Origin of the sequence: Thermococcus sp. 21S9 (genome assembly GCF_012027635.1) — an archaeon.
Taxonomy (GTDB): Archaea; Methanobacteriota_B; Thermococci; order Thermococcales; family Thermococcaceae; genus Thermococcus.
The window spans coordinates 986,028-1,010,979 of the sequence record NZ_SNUS01000001.1 but is presented as its reverse complement, the minus strand read 5'-3'; the positions used below and the strand labels follow the sequence as shown (position 1 = coordinate 1,010,979).

Annotated in this window: 29 protein-coding genes; 15 read left to right on the top strand and 14 right to left on the bottom strand. The window is 56.6% G+C overall.

The window, feature by feature from the left end; translation table 11 throughout:
- The first annotated feature begins 56 nt into the window (after positions 1-56).
- From E3E28_RS05695 to E3E28_RS05685, 3 genes are read left to right on the top strand one after another with little or no spacing between them, the layout of a single operon-like run.
- On the top strand, positions 57-875 hold the full coding sequence (locus E3E28_RS05695) for a hypothetical protein (protein WP_167914383.1): 819 nt from the start codon (positions 57-59) through the stop codon (positions 873-875).
- 35 nt (positions 876-910) lie between these two features.
- On the top strand, positions 911-1,558 hold the full coding sequence (locus E3E28_RS05690; protein ID WP_167914382.1) for a DUF432 domain-containing protein: 648 nt from the start codon (positions 911-913) through the stop codon (positions 1,556-1,558).
- Positions 1,549-2,598 carry a mechanosensitive ion channel family protein gene (locus tag E3E28_RS05685; RefSeq protein WP_167914381.1) on the top strand — a complete coding sequence of 350 codons (1,050 nt, stop codon included), beginning with the start codon at positions 1,549-1,551 and terminating at the stop codon, positions 2,596-2,598. The genes E3E28_RS05690 and E3E28_RS05685 overlap by 10 nt, the downstream gene beginning before the upstream one ends.
- Here the strand turns inward: E3E28_RS05685 and E3E28_RS05680 are convergent.
- From E3E28_RS05680 to dph2, 6 genes are all read right to left on the bottom strand, one after another.
- Positions 2,584-4,188: a hypothetical protein gene (locus E3E28_RS05680; RefSeq protein WP_167914380.1), complete on the bottom strand. Its 1,605-nt coding sequence runs from the start codon at positions 4,186-4,188 to the stop codon at positions 2,584-2,586. The two genes, E3E28_RS05685 and E3E28_RS05680, sit on opposite strands and share 15 nt — an antisense overlap.
- 26 nt (positions 4,189-4,214) lie before the next feature.
- Positions 4,215-5,537, bottom strand: coding sequence for an RsmB/NOP family class I SAM-dependent RNA methyltransferase (locus tag E3E28_RS05675; protein WP_167914379.1), 1,323 nt, complete (start codon positions 5,535-5,537; stop codon positions 4,215-4,217).
- Positions 5,537-6,457, bottom strand: a complete 921-nt coding sequence (locus tag E3E28_RS05670; RefSeq protein ID WP_167914378.1) for a hypothetical protein — start codon at positions 6,455-6,457, stop codon at positions 5,537-5,539. Before E3E28_RS05670 ends, E3E28_RS05675 begins: the two co-directional genes overlap by 1 nt.
- Positions 6,458-6,531: 74 nt before the next feature.
- Positions 6,532-7,143 carry an METTL5 family protein gene (locus E3E28_RS05665; RefSeq protein WP_167914377.1) on the bottom strand — a complete coding sequence of 204 codons (612 nt, stop codon included), beginning with the start codon at positions 7,141-7,143 and terminating at the stop codon, positions 6,532-6,534.
- Positions 7,140-7,520 carry a hypothetical protein gene (locus E3E28_RS05660; protein ID WP_167914376.1) on the bottom strand — a complete coding sequence of 127 codons (381 nt, stop codon included), beginning with the start codon at positions 7,518-7,520 and terminating at the stop codon, positions 7,140-7,142. Before E3E28_RS05660 ends, E3E28_RS05665 begins: the two co-directional genes overlap by 4 nt.
- A complete protein-coding gene (gene dph2 / locus E3E28_RS05655; protein ID WP_167914375.1) occupies positions 7,498-8,538 on the bottom strand; it encodes a diphthamide biosynthesis enzyme Dph2 in 1,041 nt (346 codons plus the stop codon). The genes E3E28_RS05660 and dph2 overlap by 23 nt, the downstream gene beginning before the upstream one ends.
- A 212-nt stretch (positions 8,539-8,750) precedes the next feature.
- Here dph2 and E3E28_RS05650 point away from each other — a divergent pair, with 212 nt between their 5' ends.
- The 7 genes from E3E28_RS05650 to E3E28_RS05620 all read left to right on the top strand — a co-directional run bounded on the left by E3E28_RS05650 (position 8,751) and on the right by E3E28_RS05620 (position 13,420).
- Positions 8,751-9,338, top strand: a complete 588-nt coding sequence (locus tag E3E28_RS05650) for a YiiX/YebB-like N1pC/P60 family cysteine hydrolase (RefSeq protein WP_167914374.1) — start codon at positions 8,751-8,753, stop codon at positions 9,336-9,338.
- 133 nt (positions 9,339-9,471) lie between these two features.
- Positions 9,472-10,086: a YiiX/YebB-like N1pC/P60 family cysteine hydrolase gene (locus E3E28_RS05645; RefSeq protein WP_167914373.1), complete on the top strand. Its 615-nt coding sequence runs from the start codon at positions 9,472-9,474 to the stop codon at positions 10,084-10,086.
- Between the two features lie 91 nt (positions 10,087-10,177).
- Positions 10,178-10,498 (top strand): YbjQ family protein, encoded by a 321-nt coding sequence (locus E3E28_RS05640; RefSeq protein WP_167915240.1) that lies wholly within the window; start codon positions 10,178-10,180, stop codon positions 10,496-10,498.
- Positions 10,498-11,484, top strand: coding sequence for a DUF3887 domain-containing protein (locus E3E28_RS05635; protein ID WP_167914372.1), 987 nt, complete (start codon positions 10,498-10,500; stop codon positions 11,482-11,484). Before E3E28_RS05640 ends, E3E28_RS05635 begins: the two co-directional genes overlap by 1 nt.
- A gap of 43 nt (positions 11,485-11,527) precedes the next feature.
- Positions 11,528-11,887, top strand: a complete 360-nt coding sequence (locus E3E28_RS05630) for a PadR family transcriptional regulator (RefSeq protein WP_167915239.1) — start codon at positions 11,528-11,530, stop codon at positions 11,885-11,887.
- A complete protein-coding gene (locus E3E28_RS05625; RefSeq protein WP_167914371.1) occupies positions 11,884-12,690 on the top strand; it encodes a DUF1648 domain-containing protein in 807 nt (268 codons plus the stop codon). Before E3E28_RS05630 ends, E3E28_RS05625 begins: the two co-directional genes overlap by 4 nt.
- The gene (locus E3E28_RS05620) at positions 12,677-13,420 is read left to right on the top strand and encodes a hypothetical protein (RefSeq protein ID WP_167914370.1); all 744 of its coding nucleotides are present in this window, start codon (positions 12,677-12,679) and stop codon (positions 13,418-13,420) included. The genes E3E28_RS05625 and E3E28_RS05620 overlap by 14 nt, the downstream gene beginning before the upstream one ends.
- Here the strand turns inward: E3E28_RS05620 and E3E28_RS05615 are convergent.
- The 3 genes from E3E28_RS05615 to E3E28_RS05605 are packed head-to-tail and all read right to left on the bottom strand — an operon-like array spanning position 13,417 to position 15,128.
- A complete protein-coding gene (locus E3E28_RS05615; RefSeq protein WP_167914369.1) occupies positions 13,417-13,809 on the bottom strand; it encodes a hypothetical protein in 393 nt (130 codons plus the stop codon). The two genes, E3E28_RS05620 and E3E28_RS05615, sit on opposite strands and share 4 nt — an antisense overlap.
- Positions 13,793-14,491, bottom strand: coding sequence for a hypothetical protein (locus E3E28_RS05610; RefSeq protein ID WP_167914368.1), 699 nt, complete (start codon positions 14,489-14,491; stop codon positions 13,793-13,795). Before E3E28_RS05610 ends, E3E28_RS05615 begins: the two co-directional genes overlap by 17 nt.
- Positions 14,472-15,128: a hypothetical protein gene (locus tag E3E28_RS05605; RefSeq protein ID WP_167914367.1), complete on the bottom strand. Its 657-nt coding sequence runs from the start codon at positions 15,126-15,128 to the stop codon at positions 14,472-14,474. Before E3E28_RS05605 ends, E3E28_RS05610 begins: the two co-directional genes overlap by 20 nt.
- A gap of 67 nt (positions 15,129-15,195) precedes the next feature.
- On the opposite strand from E3E28_RS05605, the gene E3E28_RS05600 reads away from it, so the two are divergent.
- On the top strand, positions 15,196-15,984 hold the full coding sequence (locus E3E28_RS05600; RefSeq protein WP_342764474.1) for a class I SAM-dependent methyltransferase: 789 nt from the start codon (positions 15,196-15,198) through the stop codon (positions 15,982-15,984).
- On the opposite strand, the gene E3E28_RS05595 is transcribed toward E3E28_RS05600, so the two are convergent.
- A complete protein-coding gene (locus E3E28_RS05595) occupies positions 15,972-16,766 on the bottom strand; it encodes a nitrilase (RefSeq protein WP_167914366.1) in 795 nt (264 codons plus the stop codon). The two genes, E3E28_RS05600 and E3E28_RS05595, sit on opposite strands and share 13 nt — an antisense overlap.
- 470 nt (positions 16,767-17,236) lie before the next feature.
- Between E3E28_RS05595 and E3E28_RS05590 the strand changes: the two genes are divergently transcribed.
- The 4 genes from E3E28_RS05590 (at position 17,237) to E3E28_RS05575 (ending at position 20,966) form a co-directional block, all read left to right on the top strand.
- Positions 17,237-17,884 (top strand): metallophosphoesterase, encoded by a 648-nt coding sequence (locus E3E28_RS05590; RefSeq protein WP_167914365.1) that lies wholly within the window; start codon positions 17,237-17,239, stop codon positions 17,882-17,884.
- A 32-nt stretch (positions 17,885-17,916) separates the two neighbouring features.
- Positions 17,917-19,095 carry an NAD-binding protein gene (locus E3E28_RS05585; RefSeq protein WP_167914364.1) on the top strand — a complete coding sequence of 393 codons (1,179 nt, stop codon included), beginning with the start codon at positions 17,917-17,919 and terminating at the stop codon, positions 19,093-19,095.
- Positions 19,092-20,567: a TrkH family potassium uptake protein gene (locus E3E28_RS05580; protein ID WP_167914363.1), complete on the top strand. Its 1,476-nt coding sequence runs from the start codon at positions 19,092-19,094 to the stop codon at positions 20,565-20,567. The genes E3E28_RS05585 and E3E28_RS05580 overlap by 4 nt, the downstream gene beginning before the upstream one ends.
- 72 nt (positions 20,568-20,639) lie before the next feature.
- Positions 20,640-20,966: a transcriptional regulator gene (locus E3E28_RS05575; protein ID WP_167915236.1), complete on the top strand. Its 327-nt coding sequence runs from the start codon at positions 20,640-20,642 to the stop codon at positions 20,964-20,966.
- Here the strand turns inward: E3E28_RS05575 and E3E28_RS05570 are convergent.
- From E3E28_RS05570 to E3E28_RS05555, 4 genes are all read right to left on the bottom strand, one after another.
- Positions 20,953-22,623 carry a DUF4910 domain-containing protein gene (locus tag E3E28_RS05570; RefSeq protein ID WP_167915237.1) on the bottom strand — a complete coding sequence of 557 codons (1,671 nt, stop codon included), beginning with the start codon at positions 22,621-22,623 and terminating at the stop codon, positions 20,953-20,955. The genes E3E28_RS05575 and E3E28_RS05570 overlap by 14 nt on opposite strands.
- A gap of 40 nt (positions 22,624-22,663) precedes the next feature.
- Positions 22,664-23,089 carry a hypothetical protein gene (locus E3E28_RS05565; RefSeq protein WP_167914362.1) on the bottom strand — a complete coding sequence of 142 codons (426 nt, stop codon included), beginning with the start codon at positions 23,087-23,089 and terminating at the stop codon, positions 22,664-22,666.
- Entirely contained in the window at positions 23,086-23,799 is a 714-nt protein-coding gene (locus E3E28_RS05560; protein WP_167914361.1) for an ATPase domain-containing protein, read from the bottom strand. Before E3E28_RS05560 ends, E3E28_RS05565 begins: the two co-directional genes overlap by 4 nt.
- A gap of 63 nt (positions 23,800-23,862) precedes the next feature.
- Positions 23,863-24,918 carry a glycosyltransferase family 2 protein gene (locus tag E3E28_RS05555; protein ID WP_167915235.1) on the bottom strand — a complete coding sequence of 352 codons (1,056 nt, stop codon included), beginning with the start codon at positions 24,916-24,918 and terminating at the stop codon, positions 23,863-23,865.
- Between the last annotated feature and the right edge of the window lie 34 nt (positions 24,919-24,952).

Below are 24,952 nucleotides of genomic sequence, written 5' to 3'. Positions count from 1 at the left end.
CAACTCAAACTGAGGAACTCTACTGGACGAACCCCTGGGAGTACTCGCCGATAAGCGTGAACGGGGAGAAATACATCATAACGCACTACGTCGTTATCTACAAGGTCAGACCCAACGAGACGAGCCCGCTTTACGAGTACAGAATTGAAAAAACCGAGCGGAAGACGAACATCACTGTCTATGGAATGGACTTCTCGGGTTCAAAGGTCGAGGTGGGAACCTTCGAGGTGTACGAGTACGAGACCGTGATAACGCCGGTTAAAGCCTTCGCAATGGAAGAACCGCTCACGATAAAGGTGTGGTACACCACGAGGGCAAGCGACGCTTTCATATACCCCTGGGACATGGGCTGGGCCTCGGCCAACTACGGCCAGAACAAGGTGGTTGGCTTCGAGATGGACTACAAGGGGAAGCAACTCCTCTACACGAACCCCATGGCCGTTGGGAAGTCGGCGGTTCCCTACATGGGCGGTGACCAGAACATAATGGACGAACTGAACACCGACCTGATGAACCTCTACTACGGCTGGTTTGCAGTTCTCCACGTGGGCATATGGGCGGACTGGAGCGACAGGAACTTACTCGTGCCCCAGAGTGGAACCTGGAGCGACTTCTTTGGCCACGTCTGGAGCTGGGAAACCAAACCGGACGGAACAGTTGAGTTCTCGGGCGTTAAGTTCAGGGTTGTCGAGGGCACCTGGAGCTACGCCGGGCCAGAGGGCGTTTCCATGACGGGCAAAGCCAAGGTCGCACCGAAGATATTCATTCCCCTCGAGGTGGACGGCCACTTCACCTTCGTGGACAACAACGGAAATCCCCAAACCATCTATGGCTACTTCAAGGTTGAACAGCTGGACCTCGCGAAGGCCCCTTAGGAAACTTTAAATTTTTGGGCCCTCTATTTTTCAGCATGAAAACCTTCGGCGAGCACGAGCTTAAAACAAAGTTCATCCACGTCGGCGAGAGGAAGATTCACGTCGTTGAGAACCCAGACGGGACGTTCACGTACCGGCGGGACGATGTCAGGGTTAAACTCCTCGGTGGAAGGCACCTGTGGGTTCTCCCGGCCCCTGCTGAGGGCTACGGCGTAAAGTTCCTAATGGTGAAACTGGAGGAGAGGCTCGCGGTTCCCCCAGGGGAGACCGTTCATGGCTACCTGAGCGCCCCAGTGGACGTTGTGGTAAAGGCAGGGAACGCACCCATAGACCGCTTCATCGTCGGGCGGGAGAAGTACGCGCTCTACGGCGAGCACGCAATAGGAGTAATCGCAAGGTACCACGTCAGCGGTTTTCATGAGAAGGAACCCGATTCCCTCTGTGTAATCAAGCTCGCCGTCAGAAACCCCACGAAGGAGTGGAAGCTCGTTGAAAGGGTTGTAATCCCGATAAGGAACAGCGTCATGTTCTACTCAGACGGGAAAGCTTACTATCCCCTCATCATCCTCACGACAAAGGAACCCTACGAGGTCAACAACACTGGGAATCCCCCCGACGGAAGGTTAAAGGCCACCCACCGGGCCGAACCGCTCCCGAACTTCAGGATGAGGTGGTGGCCGTGAACACGACGGCGACGCTACCGATTCCGTTCGTCCCGGGAATCACGCTTGAGAGTCTGCTCAAGGCCCTCCTGACCGTTGTGATTCTGGCTTTCCTCGGGGAAGTGACGAAGAAGGGCATAATCCGCGCCTCCAAGGAGACCGACTTAACTTGGATACTCAACGAGGACACCGCTGAGCTCATCTTCAGGCTCTTCGTCCTGGGGGGAATAATCGGAGCCCTCTACGCCCTTGGAGTCATGAAGTACACCCTCGGCCCCACCACGATAGGAAACCTCGCCTTCGCAGTTGGCTTCTTCTACATCTCCTACCTGATAGCCAAGAAGTCCAAGGACTACCTGCTCCAGACGAAGAGGGGGCCGGAGGACATAATAAAGGCCAAGCTCTTCTACTACCTCTTCGTCACGGTAACGTTCTTCCTTGCCCTGAGCTTTGCCGGTGTTATGGGAGAGCTCGGGGCGCTACTCGCGGCGGCTGGAATAACGGGCATAGTCCTCGGTTTCTCATCGAGAACCGTGGTCGCAAACTTCATCTCAGGAATATTCATGTACTTCGACAAACCCCTCCAGATAGGGGACGCGGTTCAGGTCGGCGATGTCCAGGGAGTCGTCGAGGACATACGAATTCTATCGACGAGAATTAGAACGTGGGACGGAACACTCGTCAGGATTCCAAATGAAATGCTCTTTAACAGCAATATAGTCAACCTCCAGAGGTACCCAGTGAGGAGAGTCGACGTAAGCGTCGGCATAGCGTACGCCGAGGACGCGGGAAGGGCCATAGAGGCCATACTTAAGACCCTCGATGAGATGCCCCTCGTCCTTGCTGAACCGGAGCCAAAGGTTTACGTCGAGAACCTCGGCGACAGCTCGGTGGTTTTGAGGGTCTGGGCGTGGGCACCGAGCGAGAGGTGGTTCGACGTTAGGACAGAGGTCGTGAGGAGAATCAAGGAGGCCCTTGACAGGGAGGGAATCGAGATACCGTTCCCGCAGAGGGTCAACTGGTTCGCCAACGAGCTGAAGGTGAAGTTAGAGGACGAGTGAGCGCTCCTTTTCCGCTATGTTTTCCAGAACCCTGAGCGCAATCGGCGCGAGTTCTGTTCTCTTTATCTCCTTCAGGAGGGGAACGAACTGCGCGAAGAGAACCGCGTCTTCCCTCGGAACTGTCCTCGTCATGGCCTCAAGGGTTAGAAGGACCTCAAATGGATACTCCCTGAGCAGGGCCCTCAGGAGAGGAAGAACTCTTCCGGCGAGTTCCCCGTCCCAGCGCCTGGAGAAATAGTAACTGAGGAATGTTAGCGCTCCCGGAACCGCCCTCCGCTCCTCAAGCAGGCCGATGATGGAACTCACTATTTTGGCACCGTAAGGAGCCCTCAACGCCAGCCTCGCAAGGATTCTCGCGGACCTGTCCCTCGCCCACCAGTTTTTGGAGGCGAGAACACCGAGCAGGGGTTCAACCGCCGGTTCCAGTGCCACGAGCCCCTTCTCAGGGAGCTCCTTCGCAAGCCTGTGGAGCTCCCACAGGGCGTCCATCTTCTCCTCAATACTTCCGGAGAGGGCATTCACGAGCTCGGCCACCCGCTCAAAGGGAACCCGTGTTTCGGGCTTCTCCGGCGGTTCCGGCTTCTTTTTCCGTACGGTTCCCCACGAGGATGAACCGCCGGCGGTTCCCGACCCAGCGGGGTGCTCAACGTACTTGGGCCCCGGAACAACAGAACCCCCGCGAGAAGGTAGCTTTGAAAATCCCCTTGGAACGTCCTCACCTGCCTCAAGGGCGAGCTCCATCGCCTCGTCAACCTTACCCTCAGCGAGGAGCTCGGCTATTGTTCTCATCGCCTCACCCGGATGGGAGGAATAGTAGAGGGCGAGGAGCTTTCTAACCCGAAACGCCAGGTCCCTGGCCTTGCTCCTGACCCCGGGAACAGGTGAGCGGTGGGAAACAACCTCAAGGGCCCGGAGGAGCTCCCAGTACTTGCCAACGTTTTCCTCGCTTGGAGGGACAAGGACCTCAGATAGCAGATTAAGGGTGAAGTCCTGAAGGGGAACGTCCTCCCCGAGAAGGGCCTCGTCAATCTCATCCAGCAGGAGCGAGAGAACCCGCGAGTCCCCAACGCTCATGTTGGCGAGCAGTCTGAGGCCCATTGCCCGGAGCCTCGGGTTGCCGGAGGAAAGAAGACTCATTGCCCTCGAGCGGGCCAGAGAAGATGCCTTCGCGGGCCTCAGCCGTTCAAGAACCGGGGGAATCTCAAGGAGAACTACCTCGTTTCTACCGGAGCGCACGAGGTCGGCGAGGGCTTCAACGGTCTCGATGTAGTCCCCTTCCTCTGGATGAACGAGTGAGAACAGAACCGCGAGAAGCCGAAGCGCCTCGATGGCGACCTCGTCGGTGTCCCTCAAAAGACCGAGGACAGTTCCGAGGTTCCTGAAAAGGGGAAGGGTGTACCCCGGTTCAGGTTTGCGCCGGAGGATTTCCCTTAGCGCTATGAGCGCACGCCTTCTAACGCGGTCGTCACCATCGCGAAGGAGAACCAAGAGCGAAGAAAACGCATCCTCGTCCGAGACCGCAAGCTCCACGGCGTTCGAAGTTCTCCACGCGAGGAGCATCTCACGCAAAACGTCACGGTAGTCCCGCATGGTAGTCCTTACGACGAACTCCTATATTAGGCTTTCTCAATCAGCGCGTAGAAGAAGCCTATGGTTTTATGCTGGTGGGGCCAGGCCCTCATAGTACCGGGCAAAAATCCGGAATCGTAGGGCCCGCCGAGCGGAACAAGTTTAGCGTCGTCGTGCCTCGAAAGGAACCACCGCACGACTTCCTCGTTTTCCTCCGGGAGCATAGAGCAGGTTGAGTAGAGCAACCTACCACCGGGCTTTAAAAGTCTCCACGCGCTCTCTATGAGTTCTTTCTGGAGCGCGACGACCTTCGGTATGTTCTTCTCGCGGAGGCGCCACCTCAGCTCGGGGTTTTTGGCGATGGTTCCGTCGCTCGTGCACGGTGCATCCAGGAGAACCCTATCGGCGATTCCCTCGCCCAAAACTTCGGGGGCCTTCCTGCCGTCAAGCTTCCTAACTTCGGCAATCTCAACGCCGGCCCAGCGGAGGATTTGCCTCATGCGCTTAATCCTCTCGGAATCGATGTCGAAGGCGTAGATTTTCCCCTCGTTTCCCATAAGCTCGGCCATGTGGGCGGTCTTTCCGCCGGGGGCCGATGCGAGGTCAACCACGGTCTCCCCCGGTTCGGGAGAGAGTATCAGGGAAGCGACGGCAGAGGCTTCCTCCTGAGGTAAGGCGAGACCCGTCTCCATCAGCTTTCCGGGGTTGAAGGGGTCCAGAACGCGGATTACGGTTTCAACGCGCTCGCTCCTCTCGAAGCGGAGGTTTTTCCTCCTCAGGTAGTTCTCAACGTCTTCAACGCTCGCCTTAAGGCGATTGACGCGAAGACTGACGGGAAGGGTCTCGTTGAGGGCCTTCAGCAGTTCCTCGGCTTCTTCTCCCAAAAGCCCCCTCATCCTCGCTATGAACCACTCGGGGAAGAGGTACTCCCACTTCAACCTCTTCTCCTCGGAGTCGAGCTTTGGGACGTAGTTTATGATTCTCGGCAGTAGCTCGTAGTAGTAATAGCCAACATACGGGTGCGTTTTACCCGAGAGGAACTTGGCGAGGCCCTTGAGGTGCTGGACCGTTCTCCCGCTCGGCTCCCTGAAGACAGCTACTTCAACCGCAACCCTGAGCGTCGCCCTCAGCCAGGGGTCGAGGATTAGGGGAGAAACGCCGACCAGTTCCTCGATAATCTCGTCTATTAGGCCGAGCCTGCGCTGGATTGAATAGAATATTCCGGTCAGCTTGGAGTTCTCCCAGCCCTCGATTTTATAGCGCGAGAAGGCCTTCCTCTTGGCGCTCTGGCTCGGTTTGATTACCTCGCCGAGCTTCACCGCTTCAATAAGTGCGTAGAGCTGTCTGTCCGAGAGCTTGAGCTTTGGCATTAGAGCCTACCCCTGTTTCCGTAGGCCTCCCAGGGTGCCGTTGGTATTGTCCCTATAGCGGAGGAAATCATGTATGCCTCATCCACGAGCCCAAGGCGCATGAGCTCCTCGACGACCCTCTGGGCCTCCCTCGGCCTGACGCGGTAGTAGCGAACCAGGGTTTCCCTGAGCCTGTCAAAGACCTCAACGGCCCTGGCCTTTCTAATCTGGTCGTCGCAGTCAACTATAGTCTTTCTGAGCGCAGGAAGGAGCTCCTTTATGAGGACGTCCATCGAGTATACCGGCGGAAGCTTCGAAATCTTCATTGATGCTACCAGGCCGGCGTCGACGAGCCTCGGCTCCCCGCTCAGCAGTGCCCCTGCAACCCTTTCAACGAGGGTGACCCAGCAGTCCTTGTCTATGGCCCCGGTTTCAAGGAGGACCATCGCCACTATTATCGCCTCACCCGCAGTTCCAGACTTGAGGAGGGTCTTGAGCTCGTCGGCAACGCTGTCATCTATGTATGGCGCCATGACGTTGTCAACCACATTGAGGAGTTCGTCCCAAACGACGGCGTTCCTCGTCTCGGCAAGGGACGTTATGGCCCTGACGAGCTTGAGCAACCTTGCTCCGTTGAGCGGGTTGTTCTTGAGGAGCGCCGAGAGTATGGCGAGCGTCCTCCACAGAACACGCGGGTCGTCGTCCGAGAGCGCCTCAACGAGTGTGTCAAAACCCAGCTCGAGAATTCTCTTCCTCTCGCGCCAGTTGGCAGTCTGAACGAGTTCCAGAAGGGCAGACAGCGAGGCAAGCTTAACGTCAGGGTCATCTGACTCAACGGCCCTGAGAATCTCCATTAGGGCCTCGTCGCTCTCTCTCGCGAGCCTGATTAAATCCCTCATTTCCCACTTTCTAAGCAGGGAGTCGAGCTTACCCCGGGGCATTCACGTCACCGACCTTGATTATATCACTTAGATTATGGTCTGAACCAAATATATTTTTTTCGGCCAGCGCTGGATTAGGGGATGCGTCTTTTGATGAGATAAATGTCAACTGGAATCCTCTCCAGTCTCTTCCTGTGAAATCGAAACTGGGCGGGAATCTCGAAGGGAACCGTTGTCAACCGAATCGCGGTGAACCCGTTGTCGGCCGAGAACTTCTCGATGAAGTTCCTAACCTCGGGCTTCGCGAGGTGGATTGAGTAAACCCTATCCGCGACCTCGAAGGCCTTGAGCAGGAACGGCCTGTCAGCATGCTTCCTCTGGCTCCCGAATGGGGGGTTCATTATGACCGTATCAACCCTCTCGTCGAACTCAGAGACGTCGGCGTTTATGAACTCCACCTCAACACCGGTCCGCTCGGCGTTTCTCTTCGCGACCTCAAGGGCCTTCCCGTCGACCTCGACCGCGTAGACCTTTTCAGCACCGAGGAGCTTCGCCCCTATCGCGAGAACGCCGGTCCCGGTTCCAAGGTCGGCAACGACCTTTCCAGCGATGTCCCCTGCAGAGTGGGCCAGCCACAGGAGCTCCGAAGCGACGTTTCCAGGGGTCCTATACTGCTCCAGCTCAGGCTTTGGCTCGGGAAAACCCTCAAGCTTTGAGAGGAGCATCGCGAGGTGCTTCTTCCTCATTTCATCACCGCCCTGTGCAGGAGGTCCTGGAGGGTGCCGTGAATCTCGTAACCGGGAACGTGAAGGTATGTGCCAAGGAGACCGAGGCCTATGCCCGTTGCCATCGCACCCATGAGAAAGAGGGCAAAGGCAAAGACCGCGGTTATAACCGAGAGAACCACACCGGTTCTCCTGCTCAAGAAAAAGCCAAGCAGAAGCAGAAAAGAGGGTACGATACCCAGTTCCCTGAAGACGATGGCGGTGAGAAGGGGAACGGCCAGAGTAGCCCCACGAATTTTAACGTAGGTCAGCGTTTCCGCCGAAACCTTCAGGCCCCAGTATGCGGAAAGAGTAAGGAGGCCGAACTCAGTGACCTCAAAGACCGGCCTTAGGTCCATGAACCGACACCCCTAAGGGCTCGTCCCGGCCCCGTTCAACACCGGGGATTTCATCGAACTCGTAGTCCTCCCTCATGCCAAGGAGGAGCTCCACTTCCCTCGGCGTTAAAACGGGCTTGCGCCAGTTCTCGTAGTCGTCTATCGGAACCCTCGGGCAGGCAACTACGACGTACGCATCAAAGGGAAAGCCCTCGAGCTTCGGATAGCTTATGTGGTCCATCGCTATGAGCCTCGCCTCCCTGCCGTGCTCGCGGAGGAGCTCGACTACCCTTCTGGCCTCGGCAAGCCTGAGCTGTCCCTTCTTGGTGCTAACCACGACCCCAAAGCTCCTCGCGTCCATTGCCTTGGCTATCTGCGCCCAGCGCTTCCTTACCAGGCGCTCCGCTTCTTCATCCATCCAGAGCGCGTCGCCGGAGTAGGGGTTTATCGCCAGGGTGGGCTTCTTAACCGCCAGCGCGACGCCGAGCGGGTGGAAGTAACCGGCCCCGATGAAGAGAACGCCATCTGCATCAACTTTAGCGCTCGAGAAGTTGCACCCGAGCACCTGACCGGGCCAGCTCACCCTTGAATCGCCTTTCCCGATTACCACCTCGAAGCCGTTCTTCTCAAGGAATTCCCGCGCCTCGTCGAGCCTGTGAACGTGCTGTGCCGTTGTCACGAGCGCTATTCTCTTCCCGAGCTTCCGAATCTCGTCGAGGTTCTTCTCCAATGCCGGAACGAGTTCAACCTTCGCGAAGGCGGGGACAAAGATTGTTGGCACCTCAAGGTTCAGGCGCATGTAGCTGTGCCCGAGGTGGATTAAGGCGTCGCAACCGAGCCTTTTGGCATCGGAATCGGCGGGGTCGCAGGCCCCGTAGTTTACCTCGCCGTGCAGGATGACAGCTAAACCGTTCTCCTCAAGGAAGCGAGCGAGCTCTTCGGCTTCCCGTCTAAGCCCCTCCGGGGACTGTACGAGAACACATCTCGCACCAAGTTTCCTCAGTTCCTTCAACACCTCGCCGTGCGGAACCTCGTGCATTCGACCACCGTCCAACAGTTGGGGATTAGGGTTTAAATCGCCATCGGAGGCATTACTAAGGAAAGTTAAGTGAAACGCAAGAAAAAGTCAGAAACTTTTCTGTGTAACCAGGTGAACCACAAAATTCTTTTGAGACACCAAAAATTCATTCGAAGACTTTATTAAGCGTTAATGCACAAACAAATACTCAAACGGACCTGGAGGTGCATCAAATGAAGAGGTTTACAACGATTGTTGGGTTGCTCCTGTTGCTCGTGACCCTGAGCCCCGTTTCCGCGTCCTCAAGTAGCTCGGGAAGTGGCGACTACTACCACCCCTACCCAACCGGCCTCGTTCCTGGAGACATCGTCATAGGCCACAACCCCGTCACCGACTACATAATCCCCGGCTACTGGACCCACACGGGACTCATAGCCTATTACGACACCTCCATCGGCGAGTGGATGGTCATCGAGGCCACCTTTGACGGAGTTGTTCTCACTCCCCTCAGCGAGTTCCTGAAGAGGTATGACACCGTCGCCGTCCTCCGCGTTGATACCACCGACACCGTCCGCTGGAACGCCGTCGCCTTCGCCTACCAGCAACTCGGAAAGCCCTACGACTACGCCTGGTACACCAAGGAGGTCTACGGGGACAAGTACTACTGCTCCGAGCTCGTCTGGGCTTCATATATGGCCGCAGGTGGGCCCGACCTCGACGCCAACCCCGGATGGAGCTGGACCTACGCAGACGGTGTCGCCCCGCAGGAAATCTACGATGACTCCGACACCTACGTCATCTACTACGACTCTGACTCCTGACGTTTTCCCCAACTTTTCTCTTTGTCTTTGACGGTTGTGAACACTTCTTCGGGGAAATTGATACGAAACGACGGCATAATTTTATTAAAATCTCAGGTGTCAGTATAAACGCCACAACGTGGAGGTGGTTTTAATGAAGAAGACTGGAATAATGGCCCTGGTACTTTTGGTGCTCGTCGCCAGCCTGCCGGCGGTCAGCGCCGGAGACCTTCTGAACTACATCTGGAACACAAAGACCTACGAACACCCGTATCCAACGGACGTAAAGCCCGGAGACCTCGTGTACGGTCACAACGATGACCTGTTCAACGCCCTGATTCCCGGTTACTGGGTTCACGTTGCCATAATAGCCTGGTACAACCAGAGCATCGGTGACTGGATGGTTATCGAGGCTAAAATTGGAAAAGGAGTCATACTCACCCCTCTGAAGGTCTTCCTCAGCAGGTACAAGGACGTTGCCATTCAGAGGGTAAAGGTTGACGACTCCGTAAGGGAGAGGGCCGTTGCCTTCGCCTACCAGCAACTCGGAAAGCCTTACAACTACGATTACTTCACCAAGCCAAAGGTCTACTCGGACAAGTACTACTGCTCCCAGCTCGTCTGGGCATCTTACCTTGTCGCCAGCAACTTCACCGTCAACCTTGACGAGAACGACGGGGCCTGGAGCTGGAAGTACGGCTACGCGGTCGCCCCACAGGAGGTCTACGACGACCCGATGACCTACACCATCTACTACCACGAGGCCTGAATGGCCATTCCCTTCTTTTTCTTCCGGCGCAAGGTTTTTATGTCATTAAGCTCAACAATACCTCGAAGTTCGATGCATCGGGGTGATGGGTATGATTGTCGTGACAACTGAGGAAGTCCCCGGCTACCGGGTCGTCGAGGTGAAGGGCCTCGTGAGGGGCGGTGTGGTTATGGCCACCCACCTGGGCAGGGACATTATAGCCGGCCTTAGAAACCTCGTTGGAGGGGAGGTGAAGGAGTACACCGAGATGATGGCTCAGGCGAGGGAGATAGCCCTCCAGAGAATGATTCAGCAGGCCGAGGAGATGGGCGCCAACGCGGTAATCGGAATGCGCTTCATGACCTCGAACGTCGGCCAGCGAATGGCCGAGGTCTATGCCTTTGGGACCGCGGTGGTAATCGAGCCGGAGTGATGTCCATGAAACGCCTTCTGGCGGTTCTCGTTTTTCTGCTCTTCATCGGCTACGCCTCCGCGCTGACCCCGCAGAAGGCGATGATGGAGGCTTGGAAAACCGGTAACTACTCCATCGTCGAGCCCTACCTGAGCCCCGAGATGAAACGGGTTTTCACGGAGAAAACGTTCACGACCGTGAGGGACGAGCTGGTTAAGCTTTACGGACCCATCAAAGGATACACCCTCGAGAAGACCGAGGAGAAGAACGGCTACCAAATCTATTTCTATCGCGTCACGGCAGAGAAAGGAGGCTACACCGTCAGCGTGACCGTGAAGGACGGAAAGGTCGAGGGCTTCCACCTCGTCCCGGGATTCAGCCCTGAAAAAGCCGTCTATCCACTCCTCGGCGGACTGCTCGGTTTACTCCTCCTCTGGGCATACCTCAGGAAGTTCCACGCGGGCGAACTAATCCTCGGGGCGCTCCTCGTAATCCCGGTGCTGATTTTCCAGCCCCTGGTTCAGGAACTCCCGGGATTCCTCGGAGTTACCAACACCGCCTTCCTCGTGGTCTGGACGGGTCTGATAGCGGGCCTCTTCCAGGAACCGCTCAAGTACTACTTCTCCCGCGACAAGACCCTCGGAAGGGCAGTTTACATCGGCGCCGGCTTTGGACTTGGCGAGGCCGTTTACGTGGCGTTTATTGCCTCCATCGGAGGGGGTTCCTGGATTGGACTCATCGAGAGAACCCTCGCACTCCTCTTCCACGCATCGACGACGGCCCTCTTCGCCTACTCCCACAGGAACAGCTGGGGAAGAAAGGCACTGCTCGCGATGGTGCTCGTCCACTGGCTAACTGACAGCATAGCGACCTACTGGCACACCAACCCGTCAACAACGGTACTCGTGGCCGGATACGTGGTGATGCTCCTCACGGTCCTGGCGATACTCTCAAAGCTCCTCCCGCTGGCGAAAACCGAGAACGAGGAACCGGAGGTGAGGTGGTGAAGCTTTTTAGGGTGGAGAAAATCCAATGGACGGAGGTTACGAAGTGCTCGGTGGAAGCCGTGAGAAAGCACTGAAGAAGCTGAGAAAGGACCTGCGCTCCGGACTCTACTCCTACTTAGTCCTATCGCTCCTCGAGAGGGAGGGCGAGCTTCACGGCTACGCGATAAGGAAAAAGCTCGGCGAACTGAGCGACGGCAAACTCGTCCCGAGTGAAGGGGCCCTCTACGACATTTTGAAGAGCCTGAAGAAGTACAAGCTCGTCGAGGACTTCTGGGTCGAGGTGAGCGGAAGGCCGAGGAAGTACTACCGCCTTACGGACCTCGGAAGGGAGGTTCTGCTGGAACTGAAAGATGAAATCAGAACTATTGAGGTTACCCTTGAGAGGCTGGAGGGGTTGGAATGAACGAAAAGACCTTTGAGGTATTCGTGTCGCTCCTCCTGCTCTGGGCGGGGCTGGTAACCCTCGCCTTCCGGAACAGGAGGAACCGGTTGATAGGCTTCCGCGTCGGATACACGTGGCACTCAGAGAGGGTCTGGCGGAAGGTGAACACCTTCGGGGGACTGTCCCTGATTGTTTATTCCATTATACTCCTCTGTTTGGCCATTTACGGCGTTTCAATGAACGCTTTCACAATTGCAGTTGTTGTTTTCGTTGTGGCAGAATCACTCATAGGAACGTGGATGGCAGAGAGGGAATACGAGCTTGAGGAACTCTCGAAGGAGGCCCCCGATAAACCGCCGGCAACCGAAGTGGGAATACCGATGACCAGTATAAAGCCCTATCTCCTCGTCCAGCTTGGCCTTCTGGGGTTCTACCTCATTTTAGTTGCCCTCTTCTGGGATAAGCTCCCGGAGCGGGTGGCGGTTCACTTCAGCGCGAGCGGGCAACCAAACGGCTACATGGACAGGCTCTCTGGACTGGTTGTGTTCCCGGTCCTCGGCTGGCTCATTCCCTTCTCCCTGACGTTCCTCGCCAAAGACCCGGGCTTCTTCGCGAGGCTGAGCGCGGGCGTAACCCGGAGGGGCTGGTTCGAGTTCAACACAATCATGAGCGCTGGCCTGGTGATGGTGTTCATCTCGGTGCTCATCTACAACGTAGGTGTCATTTCGGCGAACGCCATAAACTACGCAGTTATAGGGCTGTTTGTCCTCATCGGGCTCGGCACATACAGACTCCTCACGGTGAGACCAGATGAACGGTTATGAGCTCCTGAGAATCCTCTACGGGCTGTTCCTCGGCACCTTCATCATAATCGCGGGAGCCCTAACGCTAACATCAAAGGGCGAGCCGGGAATAGGCTTCAGGATAGGCTACACCTACCTCTCGGAGCGGGCGCGGAGAAAAGCCAACCGCGTTTCAGGGATTGGAACGGTTCTGACGGGAGTAGCGCTCATTATTCTCTCGCCTTTCATCCCAATGGCTGGCCTTTTCGTCGTTCTGCTCCTCGGCCTCGGTGGAACCCTTGCCCTTGCTTACCTAACGGCAAAGCGCGAGTACGAGCTTGAGGAACTCTCAACGGAAGCGCCGGAGAAACCGGGGAGTGGGATAGAGCCACCGAAGGTTGGAAAGCACATCACCCTTCAGCTCATATTCACCGGGGTTTCCTTCACGCTCATCCTCACCGGAGAAGTCCCAAGGGACCTGGGGATTCTCCTGGTCGCCAGCCTCCAGCTCTTCCTCCTTGCGCTCACTGTTCTCGTTTCCCGACCCCTCGTCTTCCAGCTGGCGCCGAAGTTTAAGGGAAAGATGGCGCTCGGCTTCGCGAGGGCGATGACTATTGTCTCGGCGATGGTAGCGCTTCAGCTGGTAGTTGTTGCATTAAAACCCAGGGCAAGCCCGCTCCTTGTGGTTCTCCTGCCCCTCGTCTCGCTCGGTGCAATCTTCTACGCGGTCTTCATAGCTTTGACGAGCGCCTACGAGGAGGGTTATTATTAGCCCTCAAGGGCTCTGATTAGCTTCTTCGGCTCGGGCTCGTCAACGATTCCCAGCTCGAGAGCGTGCATTAGAACGTAGTCCGGAAACTCCGCATCAAAAAACGCCCTGATTCCCTTTCCGGGAATGTAGAATGCGTAAACCCGGACGTTCTTATCGAGACACCTCCCCCTCGCGACCATGAAGCCCTTCTCCGCGTTGACTCTAGCTATCTCCCACGAGAAGACCTCGGCCAGGCCAAAGAACGCCTCGAAGAGCTTCACCCGGGCGTCCTTCAGGGCCTTGTTGACGGCCTGCCTTGAAACCCCGAGTTCCCTCGCTATATCCACCTCGCGCATTCCCTTGGCCTTCATGAGCCAGACTCGCTCCATCGCCTCAGGGAGCCGGAACATTTGAACCACCCGCACTCAGGAGGGATTTAATGTTCTCCATAAAACCCTCGGTAGCTGTTGAATCCCCGAGGAAGACTATCCTCTCCCGCTCGGTCCTGATTATGACCGCATCCTGGCCGTAGTTTTCGTTGGCAAACGTTGCATCAAAGAGACCATAGAGGGCAACCACCAGAACGAACTCCGGACGCCCCATGTACAGGAGTGCCAGGACCGTTAGGAGGGACACAACCACCGAAGCTAAAACACGGTTTCTTTTCTCAGAGGGCCGGAAGAGGAAGTTGAGAGCCGAGAGTATGGAGACGTAAATCCAGAGGAGGCCGTAAAACTCGCCCCTGTGAAGGAAGAGAGCCCCTATTGAAACTCCAATCACAAGATTGCCCAGCGGAACCCACGGCCTCTGGAACTGCTCGATAAGCCGGACTCCCGAAGCGGAGGGGAGTTTAATAACCTCCACCACTTCGTCAAGCGGGATTTCCTTTATCGCAAGCGGAACGGGCCGGCCAATCCTCACAACTATCCGGCCACGCTCGATTCTGGCATCGCCGGTCAGAGATATGTAAACCACGAGCCAGAAGGCGAGTGCCATGAGCGCCCAGCCGACGTTACCACCCTGGAGGAAGGAGACCGCGAGCAGGAGGAAGGGAAGGAGCAGAAGGGGGTGGTCAATCATCTTTAGGGACATTGGCCAGCACCCCCATCAACCTTCTGGAGTCACCGCAGAGGAGCAAATAGCTCCTCCCTTTCGTCCGTATTACAACACCGTCCCTCAGAAGCAGGTTCATGAGCGAAAGTGTTCCAGTACCCCAGACGAAGAGCATCGCGGGCAGGGCTTCTCTGTGAAGGAGAGCAAGTGGAAGCGACACCAGGAGAGGAACGAGAACCGAGAGACCAAGCCTTTCCTTCAGCACCTTCAGCGGGAAGATTAACATCTCGGAGTACAGGGCTATCCAGTAGAGGAGAGCGGGAAGAAGAACGGAAACTTCAGTCCCCCTCTTCAAAAGAATCAGCAGACTCAGGACGAGGAAGAAAGGCTCCAGAACCAGGGGAGTCACCCACTTAACCAGCCTCCCCCGCTCAAGCTCGCTCAGGCAAAGGATTTCGTCAACGTCAGAGACCCGGATTTTGAAGAGGGCGTACCTTAGAACCAGACCCCCGTCGATTACGACGTCCCTCCCCGTGGAGGCGATTACGAGGACAACCCCTGCGAGGAACGCACTTCCAGATTCTGTCAGGAGGGAGACAGCTATCAGGAGCCACCCGACCACCCTCAGGACCAGCGGTTTTCCGGCCGATGGGAAGGGAAAGCAGTCGAGCTTCATACCATCACCTGTCAACCTATGTAAGTTGACAAAGCTCTTAAGCCTTTCGATGGGTTTAAAACCATCCGTGAGAACGTTCAACGGTGGGACGATGGAGGAGCTCTACCGCTATTTGAGAACCTTCATGGACCCCAAGAGCGAGGTGGCTCAAAACCGCTTCATCGGACTGCGCTCCTTCTTCAACTGGGCTGTCAAGGAGGGCCTGTTCCCAGAGAGGAGAAAGCTCAGAATCCTCGACCTCTGCGCCGGAACGGGCATAGCCGGTGGAGCACTCTACGAGACGCTCCGCGAGTGGGGCTACGAGGCTTCCCTGACGGTCGTTGACAAGAGGAAAGAGGATTTGCTCCTCGTCGAGGAGTGGGTGAGCGGGGAGGTTTACGGGGCCGTTATGGACTGCCTCGACGATTTGAGAAGGCTCGGGAGGTTCGATATAGCTTTAATCTTCGGCTACACGATGCCCCACTTTGACCCTTTCCAAACGGCCGAACTCTTCAGGAACGTCGCAAGGGTTCTCGAGAGCGATGGTGTTTTCATGCTTGAAGAGATGGACCGCTTCGGGGCGTTCTTCTACAGGAGGGCCTACCGCGAGATTGTGCCGGAAGTTCGGGGCGAGGACTACACGGTAATCTCGCTTGATGAAGGCTACAACCCGATGAGGGGCGTTATCAGGAGGGGCTACTACAAGTTGCCGGGCTGGGAGAGGATTGGAGAAATCGAGACGCGCTACTGGGACCTGGCTGGCCTGGCAGGCATCGGCAAGGCTCTCTTCGAGGAGGCGAGGATAATAAGGAAAGGCGAGCACGGCGTTGTGAACGTCGGCGATATAATCTACCTCGGGAAGCCCTACAGGACGTAGTACTGTGGCCGTCTGTCCTTGAAGATATCGTTGAGCTCGTTGAGTCTCTTGTCCCTCGCCAGCTCAAGGTCTATCTCAACGACGGCAACCTCCTCACTATCCTCGCTTCCCATCGCCAAGACCTCGGCTTTGGGAGATGCTATCGTGCTCTTGCCTATGAACTTCAAGCCCCGCTCCTCGCCGATTCTGTTGGCCGTTATAGTGTAAACGCGGTTCTCCAAAGCTCGAATCGGCATTGCCCTTGGAGCGTAGGGCATGACGAGGTTGCTCGGGTGCGCTATTATCTCGGCTCCTTTCAAAGCCAGAGTCCTCGCGCTCTCAGGGAAGAACCAGTCAAAGCATATCATTATCCCAACCTTAGCGACCCCGATGTTGAAGACGTGGAAGCCGAGGTTCCCGGGTTTGAAGAAGAGCTTCTCGCGGTTGAAGAGGTGTATTTTCCTGTACTTCCCGATGTAGCCCCAGCCTATCGGGCCAACTATTACAGCGGAGTTATAGAGGTTTCCGCGCTCGTCCTTTTCGGCCGTTCCCGCGACTATGAAGACTTCCTTCTCCCTTGCGAGCTCGACAAGGAACTCCGTGGTTGGGCCGTCGGGAATCTCACCGGCGACTTCCGTTATTTCGCTTTTGCTCTCGAAGTTGTAGCCGGTGTCGAAGAGCTCCGGCAGAACTACAAGCTTTGCCCCCTCATTAACCGCCTCACCGATGAGCCTCTCAGCCTTCGAGTAGTTCTTTTCGGGGTCGAGGAAGGCGGGCTCCATCTGAACATAGGCGACCTTCATGATACCACCGCATAGGGTTCGCCCCGGAATAGATAAGCTTAGCGGAGGCGGAAACGAAACGTATCCGCGACGTTAATGGGCCGAACTCAGCATAAATTCAGTAAAAACCACTCGTTCACTGAATGCTATAGCCCCAACAACGCAAAGCCAGAACAAAGGGCGAAGCATAGTTAAAAATCTGAACGGATTGGACAAAACCGAGAAAAATACCGCGGACCGAAAGGAGTTTCTGAACCGCTCACGCCTCAATTGGAGGGCTGAGAGGGCTTCTCGACCCGATGGGAAAAGCTTAAAAAGGGACTCCCGGAGCTAACCCCGGAGAGAAACTCAGGGGTGATGCTCATGAAGAGACGCCCAAGGAAGTGGAAGAAGAAGGGAAGGATGAGGTGGAAGTGGATTAAGAAGAGGATTAGGCGCCTCAAGAAACAGCGCAGGAAGGAGCGCGGGCTCATCTGAAGCCCGGTGGTTCTATGTCTCCTTTTTCCGACTTTGAGAGTTTATCCCTTTTGCTTGACACCTCCCTTGGAAGGACCCTTCTCATTGCCGACCCACACATCGGCTTCGAGCTTTCCCGGGGCCTGAGGATTAAAACGGGCTTCGAGGATAGTTTAGCGGAGTTCGTCCTTGAGAGCGGTGCCGACGCCTTGATAATCCTCGGCGACGTGAAGGAACCGCTCGGCCTGAGCTTCCGCCTGAAGGAAATGCTCCTGCGCTTCTTCTCCTCGCTGAAAGATGTGAGTGTTCTCATTGCCAAGGGCAACCACGACGGAAGAATCGAGGAGGTAGCCGGGAAGTTCACCAACGTCGAGGTTCGGGAGCACTTCCTGCTCGACGGAAAGCTCTTCCTCCACGGCCACACGAGACTGCCGGAGGTGGAGTTTGAGGAGGCCTTCCTCGGCCACGCGCACCCGGCCTACACCCTGAAATCCGGCGGTGTCGCGAGGAAGGTGAAGGTCTTCGCGAGGGTTAATGAATTCCTCGTCCTCCCGACGGTCAACCCTTACATCGAGGGCTTCGACGTGAGGGAGGGGCTTAAGCTCGTCCCGTTTCTCAGGAAAGCGGAGGAGGTCGAGCTTTTCCTTCCCGAGGGCCTCTACCTCGGGAGGGTGAGGCTTTAAAGGAGAACACCCTAATATCTACGGCGGTTTTCATGAGAGTGATTGTTGTCGGAGCCGGGAGAACCGGCAAAAGGGTCGCGGAGCACCTGTCGAAGAACCACGACGTTGTTGTCGTTGACCAGGACGAAGAAGCGATAGCCGAGGTTTCTCATCTGGACGTTCTAACGGTTGTTGGCGACGCGACGCTTCCCGAGACGCTCGAGGAGGCAGATGTCGGGAAGGCAGACTACCTGATTGCCACGACCGAGGACGACACGACCAACATAGTCGTCTGCGCCCTTGGAAAGACGCTCGGAAGTCCTTTCACGGTCGCGAGGGTGAGAAGGCTCGATTACATAAGGCTCTGGGGGCGCGGAAGGGAAGCGCTCGGAGTCAACCTGATGGTGAGCGCGGTTCCGCTGGTTGCCAAGAGCATCGCGAACGTCATCGAGTTTCCCCAGCTGAGACAGCTGAGAAACCTCTACGATGGAATTTACGTCGGCGACGCCATCGAGGTTCCCGAGGGGCTCTGGCACACCGAAGTCGGGGGCAGGAAAATCATCGTTGCCACCATGGAGGAGCTGAAGCGGGCTTACAGGCCGAGGAAGCCGAGGAACGTCCTAATCCTTGGCGGAAGCGAGGTCGCCGTTATGCTCGCAGAGATGCTAATCCGGAAGGGCTGTGACGTCAAGATAGTTGAGAGGAACAGGGAGAGGGCCGAGGAGGTTTCCTCCCTTCTGGAGGACGCGACGGTAATCGTCGGAAACCCCTTCAGCAGGTCGCTCTGGCGCGATGAAGAGCTTGACGAAGCCGAGGTTTCGGTTTCGGCCTTCGACGAGGACGAGAGGACGCTGATGGGAGCTATGGTGTCGAGGGAGTGGGGAATAGAGAGGACCTTCGCGGTGGTTCACGACGGCGATTTGATAGCGATGTTCGAGAGGGCAGGGATAGTGGCGGTCAGCCCGGAGGTCGCTACGGCCGACAGGATAGTCTTCGCGACGAGGGGCGAAAAGGCGCTCGGCCTCGTGGCATCGATACCCGGCGTGAGGGTTCTCGCGGTTGAGGTTGACGAGAAACTCGCCAGCAGAACGCCGGACGAGCTTCCAGGAACGCTAGGCCCGGTTCTCAGGGACGGGGAGGTAATCCTGCCGACGGCAAGCTTCCACCTCCAGAAGGGGGACGTTATAACGCTCATCGTCGAGGAGGAAATGGCGGGGGAACTGGAGCTATGAGGATTAAAGCAACGTTCGCCCTGCTCGGCGAGATAATAGCGCTCCTCGGACTGACGTTGCTCGCGCCAGCGATTGTTGCGCTCCACGACGGAACCCCGGTGAAACCCTTCATTATACCTCTTGCGCTAAGCCTCGCTCTCGGTCTCGCCATGAGGTCCCTTGACAGGAACCCGGAGATAGGCGTAAAGGAGGCCTTCCTCCTCGTCTCGCTTGCTTGGCTTGCCGTCGCCGGAATCGGGGCGCTTCCCTACATCATATCCGGCAAGAGTTCGCTCGCAAACCCAGTAAACGCACTCTTCGAGAGCATGAGCGGTTTCACGACGACAGGGGCAACGGTTCTGGACAACTTCAACGAGCCCTCTCGGGCAATACTCTTCTGGCGCCAGCTGACCCAGTGGCTCGGCGGAATGGGAATAGTTGTTCTCGCCATAGCGATACTGCCGAGGCTCAGCGTCGGCGGTGCCGAGCTCATGAGCCTTGAAGCACCGGGGCCCCAGCTCCAGAAACTGACACCCCACATAAGACAGACCGCGAGGATTTTCTGGGGAATCTACATCGGCCTCACCGCCCTCGAAACGGGAATCTTGGTTCTCCTCCACTACCTTGGGCTGGCACCGAAGATGACCCCTTACATGGCGCTGGTCCACTCATTCACGACGATGAGCACAGGTGGCTTTTCCCCGCTGGCGCTCTCGATTGAGGCCTTCTCCCCAGCGGTGCAGTGGGTGATAATAGTCTTCATGATACTCGCTGGAGCGAACTTCGCCCTCTTCTGGTACCTCCTCCACAGGGATTTCAGGATAACCCGGAACGAGGAGTTCCGGTGGTACATCGCGGTGCTCCTCGCGCTGAGCCTTTTGCTAACCCCAATGCTCATAAGCCAGTACGGTTTCTCCCCGTTAACGGCATTCAGACAGGCGCTCTTTCAGGTGGCCTCGATAGTCACAACGACCGGCTACGCGACGATGAACTTCGCCCTCTGGTCGCTTCCAGCTCAGTTCGTCCTGTTCTTCGCAATGTTCATCGGCGGTTCGAGCGGTTCAACGGCAGGTTCGATAAAGGTCGTCCGCTGGGTGGTCGGGATAAAGGCCGTCTGGAGGGAGCTGTTCCAGTCCTTCCACGGGAAGAGCGTCAAGCCGGTAAAGCTCGGCGGAAAGCCCGTCGATGAGCGCTCCGTTCGGGGTGTTCTGGCCTTCATAGTGCTGTATTTCATCGTCTTCCTCGTTTCGTCAGTTGGGGTTGTTCTCAACGGAACGACAACCGGAAAGCCGATTCCCCTCACCGATGCCATGAGCGCGGTCGCGGCGACGCTCGGCAACATAGGGCCCGGCATAGGGGCCGTTGGGCCGATGGCCAACTACCTGATTTTCCCGACCGGGACGAAAATCCTGATGTTCTTCCTCATGTGGCTGGGAAGGCTTGAGATTGTAACGGCCCTGGTTCTCTTCACCCGCGCCTACTGGAGGTGGTGAAAAAAAACGCAAACATTTATTAACACGTATGAACACAAAACTTCATAGGTGAGAAGCGTAGTGGTGAGAGAGATGGGCGACGTCTACGAGAGGCTCGAGGCTCTGCTCCGCTCCCTTGGCGTCAAGAAGACGGAACTAAAGATATACCGTCTGCTCCTGGAGAAGAAGAGGCCTATGAGGGTCACCGAGATAGTCCAGGAACTCGGCATAAGCGAGCGCTCAGTTCGGGAGCATGTCCTCAGCCTTTACCGCAGGGGAATGCTCAGAAGGGAGCTAATCCAGCAGGGCTGGCTCGGCTACACCTACACCGCCGTCTCCCCGAGCGAGCTCCTCGAGAACCTCAAGAATTACATCCTCGAGCGGATAAACGAAATAGAGAAGGAGCTCAGGAAAGAGTGACGATTTTCGCTTCCTCGAGAACGCCGACGAGCCTTTCGAGCTTTTCTTTGTCGACCTTTCCATACTCCTCTTCGAGAGCTTTGAATGCCCCACCCCTCGGCAACAGCTCCGAGAGCATGAGCAGTTCGTGGAGCTGGGCGTAGACCTTCCTGTCCTCTGTGAGCCTCTTGAACTCCTCGGCGTTGCCACCGTTCCGCCTAATCAGCCTCTCGTTGAGTATTCCCCTGAGTTTCCACTCGAGCCAGGGCTCGCTCTCAAACTCATAACCGAGCTCAAAGTCGAGGAACCTTGAATCCCTCGCGAGGCCCCTCATCACGAGCTTCTCGCTCTCCTCCGTCTCGGTGTTCATAGAAACCTCCCCGAGGACCTTCATAGCATAGCCCCTCGCGAAGCGCCTCAGCTTCTCCTTGTCCTCTCCCGCAAGAGTAAGGGCCGTCGCCAGAACCGCGTTTCCGATTATGGCAATCGTCTCAAGGCTGACCTTCTCGACGGTGTCCCCGCTTGAGTGGTAAACCCTGTCGGGCCAAGTTATCGGCATCGTTCCCGGAATATTGAAGAAGTTGAAGATGTCGTGGTCGCTCCCCATCTCGTAGGGGTAGGCCTTGAAAGCCATCGCCGGGAGCTCGCTTCCTGAGAAGCTCTTCCCCTTCCTATTGGTCAGCCCGATGAAGTGCTCAAGCAGGCCGGAAACGACGGAGAAGCGTGAGAACGGCGTTCTAACGAGCATCAGCGTTGAGCCACTCCTGTCAGGACTGCCGGCGACCATGTCGAGGTTCACGTTGGCGTAGAACTCCTCAGGTTTCACCCTTTCGAAGAAGGCCTGCGTCCCGTGGTACTCGGGAATCCAGAGGAACGCGAAGCCGAAGCGGAATGAATCCCTGTAGGCCTCGCTCAACTTCCTCGCGAGTTCTATGAGCATAGCGCTCCCGCTCGCGTTATCGTTGGCCCCGGGTTTGGGATGGCAGATGTGGGCCGAGAAGACGATGTAAGGGGCCTCTCCCACCGTCGCGTAGAGCATCGGGAGGTCTTCCCTCTCCGGAGTTTCCACCTGGACGGAAACGCCTACCTCAACGCCACCTTTAAGGGATTTTGAAATCATATCCTTTGCCACGCTCTCAGGGACCGCCAGTGCGGGAATCTTCGCCCACTCAAGGTCGTCCCTCGTCAGGAACAGGCCGATGTAAGGGTAGAACTCACCGGTTCCCTCGCGGTAGGCTATGAAGGCCTTGGCGCCGGCCTCGTTGGCCCGTTTATAGGCGTCTCTCCAGTCCCTGCCGGCCAGAACGATTTTTCCCTCGGCCTTCCCCCAGTCCTCGTCGCGGAAAACCGGCAGGAGCTCGGCCTTGGCCTCTCCCTCTGGTGAGTGGGCCATTATAAGGAGCGGGCTTTCTTCAGTCGTTAGCTTCCTCTCGCCGTAGGACAGCTCCCCGCGAACTGGATTCCAAGCTATCGGCGAGGCCAGCGTCCCGTGCCAGGTTTCTCCGTCGTAGGCCGAGCGAAGGAGTTTGTTCTCAACGCCAAGCTCATCGAGCTTCTCCTTAATCATCTCGACGCTCTCAACGAGCTCCCGCGAGCCCTGAATCCTGTGGAACTCCGCTATCTCGGAAATATCCTTCAGAACGCGCTCCGGGCTGAGCCGGACGTCGGACAACTTCATGAAGACCACCGTATTAACGTGGAGAAGAAACTATAAAAGGCTAATCCCCGAGCCGGAGCATCTTCGGTGGCTCGAGGTGCTTGAGGGTATCCAAAAGCTCCGGAGGCATCGTGAGCTTCGTGCTTTGAAGAAACTCGACGTACTCACGCTCGAGTTCGGAGGGCCCCTCATGCCTGGTTTCAGGTTCCACAGGGACGACACGCTTTGGACGAGGCCGGGATTCCTCCTTTTCAACCTTTGCCACGAGGCTTTCGTAGAGCTTCTCCTCCCGGTCCCTTTTGCCAAGGGCCTTTCCCCTGTTGTAGGCATCCTTCACGAGGTCGTAGATACCGAGTTCCTCGGCCTTCCGGTAGAGTTCCTCCCTTTTCTTCCTCACCCATTCTGCCCACTCACTGTGACCCTTAAAGCCAACGAAGTAGCCGAACTGGTAGGCCTCCCTTAGGAGGGTCTTTTTTTCGTCCGTCATAGCGGGGCCTCCGGATAGACTCTTATTCCGTCGGTCGTGAAGCGAAGCCTCTTCAGGTTGCTGTCGTGTGGAACGCCACGCATCTTGAGTATCTGAAGGGCCCTGACCATCTGGTAGTTGCGCATGAAGTGGTGGAGCACTATCACCCCATCGGCAAGGTAGTACTCGTCGGTGTACTTTTCAGAGCTGAGCATCTCGGCGAGGAGAAGGGTCGTGACCTCAAGGGAGCGGAGGAGCCTGACGAACCTTCCGAGGGCCTTTTTCTTTCCCGCTGGGTCACTGACGAAGGACTCAAAGAGGCTGAAGGAGTCAATGACAACGCGCTTGGCCTTCTCGCGCTTGATAATCTCAATGAGGAGCTTAAAGAGCTCGTCCCAGGTGAGCTCGCGGTTCGTGCTGAGGAGAATCTCGCCGAGGTCGTAGAAGGCTATCCTCTTGGACTGAAAGTGTTCGAGGATTCCGAAGTTGTAGCGGAGCATGTCGCGCAGGATAACGTCCTGGGTCTCGAAGAGCGATATGAAAAGACCCTTCTCGTCGTTGTTGGCACCCTCGACGAGAAACTGCATTCCGAGGGTGGTCTTACCACTACCCGGTGGCCCTGTAATCAGATAAACCCTGCCCGGCAGGAAGCCACCCCCGATTAGGTTGTCGAGCCCCGGGACGCCTGTTGGCAGTCTGTCGAGTCCCTTGAGTAGCTCGCCTACGTACATTTTCCGCGCACCCCCGTAAAATTAGAGAAAAGCCAGTATTAAAGGTTAACCATCGTGGAACGTTCAACCCCACGTAACGTGCCTGTTGACGGCGAAGCGAACGACGAAAGAGGCACCGATGCCTATGAGGTTGGCTATGAGGTAGTGCAGGCCGAACCACACGAGGGGCACGTATATTGCCCACTGGACAACGGCGCCGGTCAAGGCCGCGACGTGGAAGCTAACAAGTCTCTTCCAGAGGGGCTTTCTCTTGAGGTCTTTGAAGGTCCACAGGTCGTTCCACAGGAAGTTGTTGAGTATCGCGAGCTCCGTTGCGGGGATGTTGGCGACGTACTTACTGAGGCCGAGGTGAACGAAGAGCCAGAGGAAGCCCTCGTTGACGAGGATTCCTGAGAGGCCAACGAGCGAGAACTTTATCAGCCTGTCCAGCTCGCCCTCCCAGCGCATGAGCCGGTAGAGGTGCCTCAGGTAGTTGAGCATCGTCTTCCCGCTCAGCTTGCTCTCGCCGGCCTTCCTCAGGCCGAAGACGAAGGGAACCTCGACGACCTTCCGGTAGTTGCCCTTGATTAGAATCTCCATCAGGATTTTGAAGCCGACCGGGTTGAGCTCAACGCCCTCGACGACCTCTCTTCTGAGGGCGAAGAAACCGCTCACCGGGTCCTTAACGTTCCGGATTTTTGGAAGGGCGAGGCGACCGAGCATTATCGCACCCTTCGAGATGAGCTTTCTGTACCAGTACCAGTTCTTAACACCGCCCCCTGGGACGTACCTGCTGGCTATTGCTATATCGGCACCTTCCTCGATTGCCTTCAAAAGCTCGGGGATTACTTCAGGAGGGTGCTGTAAATCCGCGTCCATCACGACAAAAACGTCGCCGGTCGCTTCCTTAAACCCCCTGATTACAGCCGATGAGAGGCCTTTCCCGTCGGTTCTCCTGATTACCTTAACCGGGTACTTCTTGGAGAGTTCTTCAGCGAGCTTCCAGGTTTCGTCAGGTGAATCATCGTCAACAATGATAATTTCATAGTCGTAGCCCTTCAGGGCCTTTGAAATTCTCTCAAAGAGCTCTGGAAGGTTGTCGCGCTCATTGTACGTTGGAACGATGACGCTGACTTTCACTTCACACACCCGGCCGTAGTAGTCCGTAAACTTT